This is a genomic window from Burkholderia sp. LFS061 (genome assembly GCF_047978125.1).
Taxonomy (GTDB): Bacteria; Pseudomonadota; Gammaproteobacteria; order Burkholderiales; family Burkholderiaceae; genus Burkholderia; species Burkholderia pyrrocinia_C.
In genome coordinates, this window is record NZ_JBFPFS010000048.1 from 1 (window position 1) to 14,579 (window position 14,579).

General features: G+C 69.3%; 13 protein-coding genes and 3 pseudogenes. 6 read left to right on the forward strand and 10 right to left on the reverse strand.

All coding sequences use genetic code 11. The annotated features are described in order from the left end of the window. Positions 1–6: 6 nt before the first annotated feature. Positions 7–111, reverse strand: a pseudogene (locus tag ACNQQL_RS29945) (DUF192 domain-containing protein); the annotation flags it as partial. Between ACNQQL_RS29945 and ACNQQL_RS29950 the strand changes: the two are divergent. After that, positions 104–805, forward strand: a pseudogene (locus ACNQQL_RS29950) (LysR substrate-binding domain-containing protein); the annotation flags it as partial. The pseudogenes ACNQQL_RS29945 and ACNQQL_RS29950 sit on opposite strands and share 8 nt — an antisense overlap. 24 nt (positions 806–829) lie before the next feature. On the opposite strand, the pseudogene ACNQQL_RS29955 reads toward ACNQQL_RS29950, so the two are convergent. Continuing rightward, a pseudogene (locus tag ACNQQL_RS29955) lies at positions 830–1,150 on the reverse strand (hypothetical protein). A 64-nt stretch (positions 1,151–1,214) separates the two neighbouring features. Next, positions 1,215–2,087 carry a LysR family transcriptional regulator gene (locus tag ACNQQL_RS29960; RefSeq protein ID WP_347067737.1) on the reverse strand — a complete coding sequence of 291 codons (873 nt, stop codon included), beginning with the start codon at positions 2,085–2,087 and terminating at the stop codon, positions 1,215–1,217. Positions 2,088–2,234: 147 nt separating this feature from the next. Between ACNQQL_RS29960 and ACNQQL_RS29965 the strand changes: the two genes are divergently transcribed. Continuing rightward, positions 2,235–3,695 (forward strand): MFS transporter, encoded by a 1,461-nt coding sequence (locus ACNQQL_RS29965; RefSeq protein ID WP_347067739.1) that lies wholly within the window; start codon positions 2,235–2,237, stop codon positions 3,693–3,695. A gap of 75 nt (positions 3,696–3,770) precedes the next feature. Here ACNQQL_RS29965 and ACNQQL_RS29970 read toward each other — a convergent pair whose 3' ends face one another. Continuing rightward, the gene (locus tag ACNQQL_RS29970; RefSeq protein WP_072442398.1) at positions 3,771–3,977 is read right to left on the reverse strand and encodes an oxidoreductase-like domain-containing protein; all 207 of its coding nucleotides are present in this window, start codon (positions 3,975–3,977) and stop codon (positions 3,771–3,773) included. Between the two features lie 334 nt (positions 3,978–4,311). On the opposite strand from ACNQQL_RS29970, the gene ACNQQL_RS29975 reads away from it, so the two are divergent. Next, complete coding sequence (locus ACNQQL_RS29975) at positions 4,312–4,734, forward strand: RidA family protein (RefSeq protein WP_072442396.1); 423 nt, start codon at positions 4,312–4,314, stop codon at positions 4,732–4,734. Between the two features lie 72 nt (positions 4,735–4,806). Here ACNQQL_RS29975 and creD read toward each other — a convergent pair whose 3' ends face one another. From creD to ACNQQL_RS29995, 4 genes are all read right to left on the reverse strand, one after another. Next, on the reverse strand, positions 4,807–6,198 hold the full coding sequence (gene creD, locus ACNQQL_RS29980; RefSeq protein ID WP_347067741.1) for a cell envelope integrity protein CreD: 1,392 nt from the start codon (positions 6,196–6,198) through the stop codon (positions 4,807–4,809). 103 nt (positions 6,199–6,301) lie between these two features. Continuing rightward, on the reverse strand, positions 6,302–7,753 hold the full coding sequence (gene creC / locus ACNQQL_RS29985) for a two-component system sensor histidine kinase CreC (protein ID WP_204421460.1): 1,452 nt from the start codon (positions 7,751–7,753) through the stop codon (positions 6,302–6,304). Positions 7,754–7,767: 14 nt separating this feature from the next. Beyond that, positions 7,768–8,478: a two-component system response regulator CreB gene (gene creB, locus ACNQQL_RS29990; RefSeq protein ID WP_204421461.1), complete on the reverse strand. Its 711-nt coding sequence runs from the start codon at positions 8,476–8,478 to the stop codon at positions 7,768–7,770. 94 nt (positions 8,479–8,572) lie between these two features. After that, entirely contained in the window at positions 8,573–9,286 is a 714-nt protein-coding gene (locus ACNQQL_RS29995) for an SDR family NAD(P)-dependent oxidoreductase (RefSeq protein ID WP_347067744.1), read from the reverse strand. A gap of 544 nt (positions 9,287–9,830) precedes the next feature. Here ACNQQL_RS29995 and ACNQQL_RS30000 point away from each other — a divergent pair. Next, positions 9,831–10,553, forward strand: coding sequence for a dihydrodipicolinate reductase (locus ACNQQL_RS30000; RefSeq protein WP_347067746.1), 723 nt, complete (start codon positions 9,831–9,833; stop codon positions 10,551–10,553). Between the two features lie 98 nt (positions 10,554–10,651). Here the strand turns inward: ACNQQL_RS30000 and ACNQQL_RS30005 are convergent, their stop codons facing one another. Together ACNQQL_RS30005 and ACNQQL_RS30010 are read right to left on the reverse strand one after the other, a co-directional pair. Beyond that, positions 10,652–11,461 carry an SDR family oxidoreductase gene (locus ACNQQL_RS30005; RefSeq protein WP_347067747.1) on the reverse strand — a complete coding sequence of 270 codons (810 nt, stop codon included), beginning with the start codon at positions 11,459–11,461 and terminating at the stop codon, positions 10,652–10,654. Beyond that, a complete protein-coding gene (locus ACNQQL_RS30010; RefSeq protein WP_347067806.1) occupies positions 11,458–12,291 on the reverse strand; it encodes a molybdenum cofactor biosynthesis F family protein in 834 nt (277 codons plus the stop codon). Before ACNQQL_RS30010 ends, ACNQQL_RS30005 begins: the two co-directional genes overlap by 4 nt. Positions 12,292–12,461: 170 nt before the next feature. Between ACNQQL_RS30010 and ACNQQL_RS30015 the strand changes: the two genes are divergently transcribed. Both ACNQQL_RS30015 and ACNQQL_RS30020 read left to right on the forward strand, forming a co-directional pair. Then, entirely contained in the window at positions 12,462–13,256 is a 795-nt protein-coding gene (locus ACNQQL_RS30015; protein WP_347067749.1) for an AraC family transcriptional regulator, read from the forward strand. A 177-nt stretch (positions 13,257–13,433) separates the two neighbouring features. Continuing rightward, positions 13,434–14,402 carry a DMT family transporter gene (locus tag ACNQQL_RS30020; protein WP_347067751.1) on the forward strand — a complete coding sequence of 323 codons (969 nt, stop codon included), beginning with the start codon at positions 13,434–13,436 and terminating at the stop codon, positions 14,400–14,402. The last annotated feature ends 177 nt before the right edge of the window (positions 14,403–14,579 follow it).

The window sequence follows — 14,579 nt, forward strand, 5'->3', positions numbered from 1 at the left end:
CCGCCGTTACTGGGCCTTCGGCAGGCCTTCGAGCTTCATGCCGGGCTTGATGCCCTTCGCGGCGAACCAGCCCTTGCTCATTTCGAGCGCATAGACGCCGTTGTTGCGCGGCCATGCGGAGGCGCTGCGCAGCGCGGCGGCCGCGTTCGAGCGCGCGGCCGCGAGCCACGGCGCCGGCGTGCGCGGCACCGTACGGATCTCGGCCAGCGACGTGATCGCCGTCGAGGTGCTGCCGCCCATGCTCGCGCAATTGCGGCGCGATCATCCGGGGCTCGTCATCGAACTGGTGCCGACCGACCGCATCCAGGACGTGCTGAACCGCGAGGCCGACATCGCGGTGCGGATGGCGCCTCCCGCGCAGGACGCGCTCGTCGCGCGGCGCGTCGGCGCGATCGAGGTCGGGCTGTATGCGCGCGACGACTACGTGGCGCGCAACGGCGTGCCCGCGACGATCGACGAACTCGCGCATCACGCGCTGATCGGCTTCGATACCATCACGCCGTTCATCCGCTCGGCAGGGCGCGGGATGCCGCTATGGAAGCGCGATGCGTTCGCGCTGCGCACCGACAGCAACCTCGCGCAGCTCGCGATGATCCGCGCCGGCTACGGCGTCGGTTTCTGCCAGACGGGGCTCGCGAAGCGCGACGTGCGGCTCGTGCGCGTGCTGCCGGACGGGCCCGCGATGAAGCTGGAAACCTGGGTCGTGATGCACGAGGACCTGCGGACGAGCCCGCGCTGCCGGGCCGTGTTCGAGGCGCTGGCGGACGGGTTGCGCGCGTATGCCGACGGAGAAGCCGCCGAGTAAAAGGCTCGAATTGCCCGGACGGTACTACTCGTGGATTTTCCCGGCGAACAGGATGTCCGCTATGCGCCGCCATGGATTGTCAGGCACGTCGTAGAAGCGCAATCCTTCCTCCGACGCTTAGGCCCAGTCGACCATCGCCTCCAGGTACTCGCCGATCGAGCGGTTTTCCCAGCCAAGCGCGGCATGCGCGTATGGCGACGGCGGCACGTCGGCTTCGAGTTGCCGCTCCGTGTTCCAGTCATGGCCGAGTACGCGCAGGAAATGGATCAGCGAGCGCTCGTCGACCACACGCTCCAGCGCGTCCTGCAGCCTGTCGGCCATCTGGCTTTTCAGTTCGTCGTTCATGCTCATGCGTAGGCCCTCTCCCGCGTCTCTCGAATACGCGCCGCTGCATGTGCGCGGCGCGTGTTTACATCAGCAATTGCCGCGACAGCACCTCGCGCGCCTGCGTGACGGTTTCGCGTTCGCCCGGCATCGGCGGCGTCAGCGAAAACACCGCGTCGGGCAGCGGCGGCAGCCGGTATTTCGCGCCGAGCCGCATCATGCCGTCGCCGATCGCCGACGCGCACAGGCAGCTGACACCGAGCCCCGCCGCGAGCATCGACTGCAGCCCCGCGACACCCGACGCGCTGTGCACGAGCACGTACGGCGTGTGCTGCTCGTCGAGCGAGCGCACCGCGATCTGATGCATCATGCAGTCGTCCGGCAGCAGCACGAGCGGCAGCGGCTCGGGCAATTGCTCCGCGAGCGCGGGCGACGCGACCCACGACAGCGGCTCGCGCCGCAACACCCAGCGCGTATCGGCCGACGCCGGCCGGAACGGCCCGCTCGACAGGTTCATCACGACGCCGAGATCGACCTGCCCTCTCGCGTGCGCCGCCTCGATGTCCGCGCTCTTCATCGCGCTCACGTGCAGGCTCAGTTGCGGGTAGCACTCCCGCAGCCGCGCCAGCAGGCCCGCGACTTCATTCGTCCGGTAGTAGTCGGTGATCGCGACGCGCAGCTCGCCCTTGATCGCCTGCCCGCGCAGCTCGTCGAACGCGGCCTCGTTCAGCGCGACGATCCGCCGTGCGTGCTGCAGCAGCCGCGTGCCGGCCGGCGTCGGCTCGACGCCGCGCTTGCTGCGCACGAACAGCGGCACGCCGGCGCGCAATTCGAGCTTGCGCACCTGCTCGCTGACCGTCGACTGCGACAAGTGCAGCAGCGGCGCGGCGGCCGTCAGGCTGCCGGCGTCCGCGACCGTCGCGAAAGTGCGCAACTGGTCCAGATCGAAACCGCGCATCGCCATTCTCCATCCATCGATTAGCCCGATGGATGCTACCACCCTTTCCCGCTTTTCCGATTCGTCGACCGCACCCAGAATACGGGGTCAATGGCCGGCCTGCGCCGCGCGCGCATACGGCCCTCATTCTTTTCGGACCCTTCGTTCATGACGAACCACACTCTTGCCCCTTGCGCGCCGGCCGGCGCGGCTGCCGCGGCGACACCGCGCAGCCATCATGGCTGGGCACTCGTGGTCCTGCTGGTCGGCGCCATTTTGCCGCCGCTCGACTACTTCATCGTGAATCTCGCGCTGCCGGCCATCCGCGACGGCATCGGCGCGCGCCCGGCCGAGCTCCAGCTCGTCGTGTCGGCCTATGCGTGCGCGAGCGCGGTCGTGCAGATCACGGGCGGCCGCCTCGGCGACCTGTACGGCCGCAAGCGCATGTTCATGCTGGGCATGGCCGGCTTCGTGCTCGCGTCGACGCTGTGCGGGCTCGCCGGCAGCGGCGCGGTGCTCGTCGGCGGCCGCGTGCTGCAGGGCCTGTTCGCTGCGATCCTCGCGCCGCAGGTGCTCGCGACGATCCGCAGCGTGTTCAGCCCGCAGGAACAGGTGCGCGTGATGGGCTTCTACGGTTTCGCGTTCGGCCTCGCGGCCGTGATCGGCCAGCTCGGCGGCGGCGCGCTGATCAGCCTGCATCCGTTCGGGCTCGGCTGGCGCGCGATCTTCCTCGTCAATCTGCCGATCGGCATCCTTGCGCTGATCGGCAGTTGGCGCTTCATCCCGGAAAACCGGCCGCCGCGCGGCCAGCGCATCGACGTGCCGGGCACGGTGCTGATGTCGCTGTTCCTGCTGATGCTCGTGTATCCGCTCACGCAGGGCCGCGAGGCCGGCTGGCCGCTGTGGATGATCGTGTGCGTCGTCGGCGCGCTGCCGATGCTCGGGGCGCTGCTGGCGGTCGAGGCGGGCCGGCTCGCGCGCGGCCGCGATCCGCTGCTCGACGTGCGCCTGTTCCGCAACCCGGTCGTCGCGCTCGGGCTCTTGCTCGCGTTCCTGTTCTACATGCTGAGCGCGTTCTTCCTGAGCTACGGGATCTATCTGCAGGGCTGCCTGAACTGGTCGCCGCTCGCGTCCGGGTTCGCGATCCTGCCGCTCGGGCTCGGCTTCCTCGCGAGCCCGCTGCTGATGCCGCGCCTCGTCGGCCGGTTCGGCGGTTATCGCGTGCTCACGCTCGGCTTCGTCATGCTCGCCGCAGGCGTCGCGACCGCCGCCGCGCTCGCCCGCGAAGGCGCGCCGGGGCCAGGCTTCTACGCGGGCATCGCGGCGATCGGCATCGGGCAAGGGCTCGTACTGCCGTCGGTCGTGCGGATCGTGCTTGCGGAAGTCGACGCGGCCCGCGCGGGCGTCGCGTCAGGGATGGTCAGCGCGATGCTGCAGATCGGCGCGGCCGTCGGCGCCGCAACGATCGGCGGCGTGTTCTTCGCGCGGCTCGGCGTGCATCCGGCCGCGGTCGATTACGTGCAGGGGTTCCGGACGTCGATGTTCACGCTGACCGCCGTATTGCTTGCGTGCATCGCACTGTCGACGGCACTCGGGCCGCTGCATCGGCGGCTGCATGCAGGTGCGTGACGCGGGGCGTGGATCGCACCGCCGGCTGGATCTGCGGCGGAAAGGTGAATGCACAGCCGATCGCCGGTATCCGGCTCATCGGTGTTTTTTGCGTTGCGCCTGCCGCGCTTCCCACTCGGCCAGCTCGATGCGATAGCGCGCCAGCGCTTCGTCGTACAGGTCGAAGACGCACGGCGAGCAGCCGCTGTTGCAGCAGTCTTCCAGTTCAGGCTGTTCGGGCGGGGTCGGACGGGGATCGTCCTCGGACGGATCGGATGGATCGGTAGGGGCAGGCGTGGGCACGGCGAAGATCGAATGACGAGGAACGTTCACCAGTATAAGTGTATGCCGCCCGGCCTGCCGGCAGCGTCACGTCCGTCCGCAGACGCGTGCACACTGCCCGCTCGTTAGTTCGATGCACGCGATCCCGTCGGGTGCCGCGAGGCCCCTGACGCACCGGACAGCGTTCTGGCGATGTCGTCGTGGTCGTCGTGCGGCGGTGGTCATGCGTTCATCCATAATGGCGCGACTGCCGACGAAGCAGGCGGTGCGCGCCGACAACGCGCTTTTCGTTGCGCTCCTGAATGCCGCCCTCCGTGCAGCCGCGTCTTTCCCACCGATCGCCAGGAGTCGAGTCATGGCTGAAGCAGTGAATCCGCCGGAAGTCTGGGCGCCGTTCGGCGCGTTCTCGATGGCCGTGATCCAGGGAGACGGCCGGATCGTGCATCTGAAGGGGCAAGTCGCGCTCGACCGCGACGGACAACTGGTCGGCCACGGCGACATGCGCATGCAGGTGCGGCAGACGCTCGACAACATCCGCGACGTGCTGGCCGCGATGGGCGGGCAAATGCGCGATGTGATCTCGCTCGTCCACTACGCGACCGACATCGATGCATTCATGCAGGCCGGCGATATCCGCAAGACCTGCTTTGCCGAACCCTATCCCGTGACGACGACCGTTCAGGTCGAGCGTCTCTACCATCCGGATTTGCTGATCGAGATCGCGGCCGTTGCCGAAATTCCGCTGACGCGATTTCGGAGGCCTTCGCCTCACGCGTGAATCACGGCCGTCCCGCGCCACAGTGCGCGCCGGACGGGGTACCACCGGCCGACGCGCATGCAAGATCCGCGCTTACTTCGCCTGCGCACCCGGCTTCACGGCATCCGCGCCCGACTTGTCGCCCAGCGGCTGCCACGCGGCGCCGAGCGCATACCAGTCGATGCGGCGCGTGAGTGTCATGATGCCGGCGAGGATCGCGAACAGCAGCAGCGAACCGAGCATCAGCGCGTTGTCCTCCGACAGCAGCAGCCCGTAGAGCGCCGCGTACAGCATCGCGAGCAGCGCCGCGAACGTCGCGCCGCGCTTCACGCTGTGCAGCACGAACGACAGGTAGAAGCCGAGCAGCCCGATGCATGCGCCGCTCGCCGCGAGATACGCATGACCGAACGCGATGTGCTCGGACAGGCTCAGCAGCAGCAGGAAGAACAGCGCGAGCGACAGGCCGACCAGCAGGTACTGGATCGGGTGAATACGCAGCCGCTTCGCGAGTTCGTACATGAAGAAGCTCGCGAACGTGAGCATCACGAACAGCGCGCCGTACTTCGTCGCGCGTTCGGCCTGCAGATAGACGTTCACGGGTTCGATCACCGATACCGATGCCATCTCGATCGCACCCTCCCCGTTGCCGGTCGCGACCTGCTCGCGCGCCTTCGTGTTGAACGACGTCACGTGCCAGTTGCCGGCGAAACCATGCGCATCGATCGTGCGCTCGCCCGGCAGGAACGCGCCGCCGAAGCTCGGATGCGGCCACGTCGATTTCAGCGAAAAATCGTTCTGGTCGGCCACCGGCGCGAACGCGACGGATTCCGCGCCCGCCAGCGGCAGGCCGATGCTGAACGGCACGACAGCCCCTGCATTTGCGTCCGCCAGCGCCGCGAGATCGATAGTCGCGTGCACGCCCTGGCGCAGGCTGTCCAGCCGCGTGCCCTGCTCCACGTCGAACCGCTTGCCGCCAAGGCGCAGGTCGGGCTGCGCCTTCAGCCCGCGAATGTCGCCGATGCCGATCGCGACATACGCACTGTCGACCGCGAAGCTCACGTGGCCGTCGGCCTGCGGCAGCTTCTTCAGGTCCGGCAGCATCAGCGTGCCCGTCAGCCGGCTATCCAGCCCGTACACGAGCGCCTTGTGGATGCCGCGATAGCGCACCTCGACCTTGAGCGTGCCGTCGACGTTCAGCGTCTTCGGAAACACGAGCAGGCGCTTCGTCTCGCTTCTCAGGCTCGTTTTCGCCGCGCCGCCGGCCGGCGTGTCGTCGCGCACACGCGTGACTTCCGTGTAATGCACGACGAGCACCGGCCCCGTCACCGTCTGTGGCCCCGCGTAGCTGGCCCAGATGCTCTGCAATGCGCTCCGGCGATACTCGGCGCGTTCCTGCACGATGCTTTGGACCATCTGCAGCGGGATCAGGATCGCCAGCGCGAGAAACGCGGTGATCACGGACTTGAACAACAGGACTCGATTCATTGCTGACGGATACCGGAGTGGAAGATGCGGTCAGCATGAGCGGGCCCGGTGAAGGCCGATTGAAGCCGGTGTGAAGCGAATGTGTGGCGAGCGTGAAGCGCGCTCAGCCCGGCGACGGCAGCGTGAGCGTCGCGCACGCGCCGCCTTCGTCGCGATTCGCGAGCGCGACCTGGCCACGATGCAGCATCGCGACTTCGCGGACGAAACACAGCCCGAGGCCCGTGCTGCGATCCTGCCCGTCGGGGCGCGGCAGCGAATAGAAGCGTTCGAATACCCGCGACAGCGCGTAGTCGGGCACGCCGGGGCCGTCATCGATAACACGCACGACCGCGACATGCGCCCTGCCCGCCGGCTGCCGTTCGAGCGCGACCCGGATCGTGCTGCGTTGCGGCGCGAAATCCAGCGCGTTGTCGAGCAGGTTGCCGAGCGCCTGGCGCAGCAGGAACGGATCGCCTTCGACGACTGCCGGATCGGAAGCGTCGTTTGCGTCGATCCGCAGGCTCACGCCGCGCTGGCGCGCGCGCGGCTCGATATCCTCGACGAGCTGTTCGAGCACCGGCAGCAGCGCGACCGGCTCGTGTACCGACAGGCGCTGCTTCTGCTCGACTTCGGCCAGCGCGAGCAGCTTGCGGATCATCTGTTCGAGTCGGCCGGCCTGGCGGCGGATGTTTTCGGTGAAGCGCCGGCGGTTCGCGACCGGCATCTCCTCCTGCAGCAGTTCCGCCGCGCCGCTGATCGCGGCCAGCGGGCTTTTCATCTCGTGCGTGAGCGTGTGGATGTAGGTTTCGACGTACTGCCGGTCCTCCAGCCGCTGATGCATGCTCTCCACAGCGCGCCCGAGCTCGGCCAGCTCGTTCGCGCCCTGCAGCGGCATCGCCGCGCGCTCGCCGGCCGCGATCGCGCGCGCATAGCGTTGCAGCCGCCGTAGCCCGAGCACCAGCCACCATGTGCAGGCGGCGCCGATCAAGATCGCGCCGCCCATCAGCAACGCGCCGTACAGCATGATCTTGCGCTGGCTGCGCGCGATGAACGGCGCGACCGTCTGGTTCGGCTTCGCGATCGTCAGCACGCCGACGATCTCGTTCCCGCGCCGGATCGGCGCCGCGACGTGCATCACGGTGCTGCTGTCGTCGTTCGGATCGGCGCGCGTGCTGCGTGCGCCGTATTCGCCGCGCAGCGTCCGGTACACGTCGTTCCAGCGCGAATAGTCCTGCCCCACTGCGCTGCCGGTCGAGTCGTAGCGCACGATACCGTGCGCGTCGGTGATGTAGATGCGGTAGCTGATCGTATTCTTGTGCATGCCCCACACGTTCGCGCTGACCGGGCTCTCGTGCAGCTTTTGGAGTTGCCGCGCGAAGGCGCCGTCGGCGATATGCCCGTTCGCCATGTCGTCGGCGGCCAGCGTCGCCAGCACCTGCGCGGTGTCGACGAGCGTGTCCTCCATCGCTTCGCGCACACCGGGCTTCACTTCCTGCACGAACACGCGCAGCGTGATCAGCGCGGCAAGACCGACGATCAGGAAAAAACCGAAGAAGATGCGCAGGCCGATATGCATGGCGGTGCAGGTCGTTACGGTTGCAGCGAATAACCCATCCCGCGATGCGTGCGGATCGGGTCGCGCTCGGGATCGATCGCACGCAGTTTCGCGCGCAGCGTCTTGATGTGCGTGTCGACCGTGCGGTCGGCCGAATCGAGCGCCTCGTGCCATACGAGGTCCATCAACTGCTCGCGCGAATAGATGCGCCCCGGATGCCGGACAAGCAGCGCCAGCAGGCCGAATTCATAGCGCGTGAGGTCCAGCGCGTGGCCGAGCCACGACACGCGCGCGCCGGCGGTATCGAGCACGAAGCCCGGCGCGGTTGTCGCGGCCTGCGCATCTGCCGGCGCGGGCGTCGTTTGCGGCCTGGCTGTCCGGTAGAAGCGCCGCAGGATCACGCGCACCCGCGCGGCCAGCTCGCGCGGCGAAAACGGCTTGACCACATAATCGTCGGCGCCGATTTCGAGCCCGACGATCCGGTCGATCTCGTCGTGCCGCGCGGTCAGGAAGATCACCGGCACGTCGGTGAACGTGCGCAGCCGCCGGCACACTTCGAAGCCGCTGAGGTCCGGCAGGCCGACGTCGAGCACGACCAGGTCGAAGCGCGACTCGCGCAGCTGGTCGAGCGCCGCCTGCCCGAGCGTGCAGTGGACGGTCTGCATGCCGTCGGTGCCGAGGGCATAGACGATCGTGTCCGCGATCGCCGTTTCATCTTCGACGATCAGGATCTTGGGCTGATTCATGGTCTCAGGCTGGGCTCGCGCGTTTCCGGTGCGACATTGTACGCACGGCCGGCCGCGGCGCGAGCCTCAATGCGGCGAGCCCCACCCGCGCGCGCTACGCCACGCGGCCGCTCACCGGAATCGACGCGCCGGTGATCGCCTGTGCGTCGGCCGACAGCAGGAACCCGATCGTCGCCGCGATCTGTTCAGGCCGGACCCAGCGCGTGTAATCCGCGTCGGGCATGTCCGCGCGGTTCGGCGGCGTATCGATGATGCTCGGCAGGATCGCGTTCACCGTCACGCCGCGGTCGAGCAGTTCGGCCGCCAGCGCCTCGGTGAGACGCGCGACGCCGGCCTTCGCGGCCGCATAAGCGCCCATGCCCGAGCCGGCCTTGAACGCCGCGCCGGCGCCGATGTTGACGATACGTCCGGCCGGGCTCGCGACCAGGTACGGCAGCGCGGCCTTCGACGCGTTCAGCGCGGTCTTTACGTTCAACTCGTACATGCGGTCCCACGTGGCGGCGTCGCCGTCGGCGATCGTCTGCCATACGAACGCGCCGGCGATGTTCAGCAGCGCGTCGACCCGGCCGAATTCGCGGTTTACCGATTCGAGTGCCCGTGCGGCGGCCTGCGGGTCGACAAGGTCGATGCCGCCGATGCGCAGCGCGTCGGCCGGCACGCCGGGCAGCGTCTGCGCAGCCGGCGCGGCACCGCGGCCGATCAGTGCGACGCGTGCGCCGCGCTGGCCCAGCCATGCGGCCGTCGCGACGCCCAGATGACCGAATCCGCCGGTGATCGCGACTGCCTTGCCTTTCAGGTCGTGTTCCATCGATGTGCTCTCCTGGATCGAAGATGGGTGGTTGATGCATGATGCATGAGTCATGCCGGCCGCGGCACGGACGTGCGCGGCCGGCGCTTCGACAGCGTAGCGCCGTTCACACCTGCGTGCGCGCGGCGACGACGCTGCGGCGCAGTTCCTCCGTTGTTTCACACTGGTTGCCCGGACGCCAGCCCGGCGGCGGCATCACGATGCGAAGCGCGGTCCACACGTCGCGGGCCGCCGCGACGCCGCAGGCGAGGCTCGCCCGGTGCTCGCGCTCGACGACGAACGGATTGCGCGAGGGGGCCGGCGTGACAACGCCGTAGCGGCACGGCTCGTTCGGCTACACACGGCGACCGCGTGGCTGCCGACGGCGTCGGCGAGCCGATGCGCCGCGACTCCGCAGGCGAGGCCCGACACGCACGCATGCGGACAGCCGGGCATAATGCACGAGGCCCGTTCGGCGTGGCGCGAGCCGCGACCGGGCCGTGCCGGGCTACCCGACGCCTACGCCGATCCCGTATCAAATACTGAACCTCAACCCGTCAATCCCATGCAAGTACTCGTCGTTGGAACCGGCAAGCTGGCCAATGAGCTGCTCGGCTCGCACAAGCTCGACCCGGCAACCTGTCGCGTGATGTCCTGGTCGGACCGTGCACGAACCGACGAGCGGCATAGCGACGCCCGACGTAGCGACGCCCGACGTAGCGACGCCCGATCGATCGTCGTGCATGCCGGCTCCGGCCGCGAACTCCCCGCCGCGATCGCGTTTTGCGAGGCCACCGCGTCGCCGCTCGTCGAACTGTCCACCGGCTCCGACCTCGAAACCGGAACGCACGGCTTCCCGGTCGTGCTGTGTCCGAACACGAACATCCTGATGCTCAAGTTCATGAGCATGCTGGAAACCAGCGGCCACCTGTTTCGCGACTGCGAGATCAGCCTGACGGAGTCGCATCAGGCAGGCAAGACGTCCGTCCCCGGCACGGCCGTCGGCATCGGCCAGTCGCTCGGCGTGCGGCCGGAAGACATCCGCTCCGTGCGCGACCCGGACGTGCAGCGCAGCGAATTCGCGATCCCCGACGATCAGCTCGGTCGCCATGCGGTTCACCGGATACGCATCGACGACGGCGCGTGCAGCCTGCAGTTCGAATCGCGCGTGTACGGTGCGACGCCCTATGCGGATGGCGTGTCGCGCATCGTCGAAGCCGTCCGCCAGCACGATCTCGAAAACCGCCGCTATTCGATCGTCGAGTTCATCCGCAACGGCTGGTTGTAGTCGCGGCGACGTGCGGCGGACCTGCGACGGTGCCGCCACCGGAACCTGCCGGCCGCGGTCCCGCCACGGCCACGACGGATGCCGGTTCGACACCGCCGTCACACGTCTCCCAGCACCGCGCCGCTCTCCGGCAAGGTCGCACCGCCGTCGACGACGATCGTCTGCCCCGTGATGTACGCAGCATCGTCCGAGGCGAGAAACAGCATCGCGTTCGCGATGTCCTCCGGCTCGCCCATCCGCGCGAGCGGAATGTCGCGCGCGATCTGCGCCGCGACCGACGCGTCGCCGAGATTGCCGGCCGCCGGCGTGCGGATCATCCCCGGCTCGACACCGTTGACCGTCACGTTGCGGCGCGCAAGCTCCAGCGCCGCCGCGCGAACGAAGCCGTTCACGCCGGCCTTCGACGCCGCGTAGTGCGCGAGCCCCGGATAGGCGACGCGCGGCCCCGTCACCGACGACGTGACGAGCAGCCGCCCGGCCCCCGCGCGCTCGAATGCGGGCAGCGCGGCCTGCGCGAGCCAGAACAGCGCCGACAGGTTGACCGACAGCGTCCGCTCGAGCGTCGGCTCGTCGATCTGCGTGAACGGCGTCAGCGGAAAATACGCGGCGTTGTGGACGACGACATCGAGCCGGCCGCCGTCGCGCTCGACCGCTGCGACCAGCGCGCCCAGTTCGTCGCGGCTGGCGGCGTCCACCCGATACGCGCGCGCAGCGCCGCCCGCGCCGGCGAGCGCATCGGCCTGCGCGGCGGCGACCTCGCCGTTCAGGTCGGCAAGCGCGACGAACGCGCCGGATTCCGCGAAACGGCGTGCGATCGCCGCGCCGATCCCTTGCGCGGCGCCCGTGACGATCACGACGCGCCCGCTGAAATCCGCACGCAGTCGGCCGCTGCCCGGCACGGCATTCATCGCTGCGCCTCGCCGCCGAGCGGATGCGCGGTTTCGTTCAGCACCTGCGCATGGGCGCCGATCTGGAAGTTCGACAGCGTGCCGAAATCGCCGCCCTGGTAGCCGAAGATCTTGCCGTCGGTCTTGCGCTGAGCAAGATCGATCAGCACGACGCCGAGCGTCGGCACCACCTTTTCGCGCCACACGAACAGATACAGCTCGTCGTCGATCCGGAAGTAATGGCAGCGGTCGACATCGGCCAGCCCGCCTTCGACGCCCTGCAGGCACTGCCACGCGTAGAAGTTCTCGTTCAGGTAGATGTGCTCGTAGCATTCGGTCGGGCTGTAGCGGTACATCGTCCGCTTGCCGATCAGTTCGCGCGTCGGCCCGTGCAGCGGCCCCGGCCGTGCGTGACCGCCGAGCGTGCCGTGCCGGAACGCCGCGTCGACCGCCGTCAGCGGCAGCCCGCGCGCGACGCGCGTGAGCGCGTCGATGCACGTGTCGGCTTCGGTCGGCAGCACGCCGACGACCGACGTCCATACGCCGCTGTCGAGATCGATCACGAGACTGACCGACGTCGCACGGGCGGCCGTGTCGATGTAGTCGACGAAGTACAGCGCGTCGCGCAGCCGCGTCACGCGGCACGGCTCGCGGCCGCCCGCGTCGGTCGCCGCGTCGCGCCACTGCAGCGCGCCCTGCTCGAACGTATAGACGCGCCACGCGCCCGATGCATCGCCGAGCGCCAGCGTACGCCCGGCGAGCGCGTCGACGGGCGCGAGGATGTTCGCTTCCGGCGCGAAGCCGTCCGCGAGCGCGCCAACCTGAATGAATACCGGATCCTGTCGTTCCACCTGCCGCCTCCCGCGCAGCTTCAGGCCCGGCGGGCCGTGTACGCTGCTCATGTGCACATGGTGCGGGCTGCGCGCGGCGCGCGGTATCGGCCAAAAGGATGAAGGGCGCGCGGCGCCGGAACGCGCTAAAGTGCACGTGATCCGCGCCGCACCCGGCGCGAGGAGCGCACATGCACCGTGTCACCCACTACCGACGGACCGGCGAAGGCATCGAGGCGATCAGCCTCGAATCCGACCGCGCGTTTCCGCGCCACGCGCACGACGAATTCGGGGTCGGCGTGATCGTGAGCGGCGCGCACCGGTCGTGGAGCGGCCGCGGGCAGGTCGACGCGCTGGCCGGCGACGCGATCATGGTCAACCCGGGCGAAATGCACGACGGCTCGCCGATCGATGCCGGCACGGGCCGGCGCTGGCGGATGCTGTACCTCGCGCCCGCGCTGGTCGCGGGCGTCGCGGCGGAAGAAGGCCTCGGCGGCGTCGAGCTTGCGCATCCGGCGGTGCGCGACGCGCGGCTCACGGCCGCCGTCGGCCGGTTGCATGCGCGCATCGTCGCCGGGGAAACCCAGCCGCTCGCCCGCGACGAGGCGCTGGTGATGCTCGTCGCCGGGTTGCTCGCCCGGCACGCGAACCGCACGCTTCCGGCGGCCGGCGTCGCACCGGCGATCCGTGTCGCCCGCGAACGGCTCGACGCGGCGCCGGCCACGCCCGTTTCGCTCGCCGAACTGGCCGACCTGAGCGGCGTGAGCCGCTTCCAGTTGCTGCGCGGGTTTGCACGCGAACTCGGTATCACGCCGCACGCGTACCTGATCCAGTCGCGCGCGCGGCTGGCGCGCGCGCTGCTCGCCAACGGCCTGCCGATCGCGGATGCCGCGGCCGAAGCCGGCTTTGCCGATCAGAGCCACCTGACGCGCGCATTCGCGCGCCAGTTCGGAATCACGCCGGGGCGGTTTACGCAGGCCGGTTGACGCCGCTGGCGTCCGCGCGCAACGCGATCGAAGGCGGGCCCCGCGTCGACGATGGTGGCTGACGCTAACACTGACGCACGCTCGCAAGGCGGCCCCACGCACCGCACTCGCCACGCCCTCCCGCCCGCTGCAATTTCATTCAAGACGCGCACCGCCGCCGTACGCGACGATGCGCGCATGAAAACACGACTGATTGGCTATCTCTATCTCGCCGCCGCGATGGCGGGCGTCGGCAGCACCGTCATCGCGAGCCGTCTCGCGGCCGGCGGCCTGCCGCCGTTCGCGGCCACGGCGCTGCGCTTCCTGATCGCGACGCCGCTGCTGTTCGCGCTGATGCGCGCGCAGCGAATGCGCTGGCCGCGCATTTCCCCACGCGACGCCGTGCTGCTCGTCATCCAGGCCGCGGCGGGCGGCGTCGGCTATACGGTGCTGCTGATCAGCGGCACGAAGCTGTCGTCGCCGCTCGATGCGGGCGTGATGCTCGGCACGCTGCCGGCGATGTCGACGCTGATCGCGGCTGTCGTGCTGCGCGAGCGGCAGACGCCGCGCGACTGGGTGGCCGCCGCGCTCGCCACGGCCGGCGTGCTGTTCGTCACGTTCGCGCCCGGCCAGACGATGCCGTCGCTCCAGACGCTTGCCGGCGATGCGCTGGTGCTGGCCGCCGTCGCGTGCGAAGCCGTCTTCATCCTGCTGAACCGGCGGCTTGCCGCACCGTTGCCGCCGCTCGCGCTGTCCACCGCGATGTCGGGCCTCGGCTTCGTGCTCGCCGTCGTGCCGGCCGCGTTCGAATGGCGCGCGGCGGCGACCGGCTGGACCGTCGGCGCCGTGTCGGCAATTGCCTACTACGCGCTGGTGCCGACCGTGCTCGGCTACCTGTGCTGGTATGCGGGCTCCGCACGCACGAGCGGCACCGAGGCCGCGCTGTTCACGGCGGTCGCGCCGGTCTCGGCCGTGCTGTTCGCGGTCGCGCTGTTCGGCGAAACGCTGACCGGCACGCGTGTCGCCGGCATCGCGCTCGTCGTCGCGGGCATGCTCGTCGGCGCGACGCGGCGGCGCGAACCGCCCGCGCGTGCACGCGATGCGCAACCGGCGAACTCGGTACAGCCGGCCAGTCCCGCGCCGTCGGCGCAAACCGTCGCTGACTGATCCGAATCCGTACTCATCTCGTTGTTGAAGAAATCCAGGCCGGTCGATCCCCGCATTCGCGCGACGCCGCCGGCAACTGTAGGAATGTGTCCGCGCGCGGCAAAACCGTTGCGCACCACCGCGCAAGATGCAATATTCGCGTGGCCGGAACCTTTGACAACCATCTAACAACAAGCC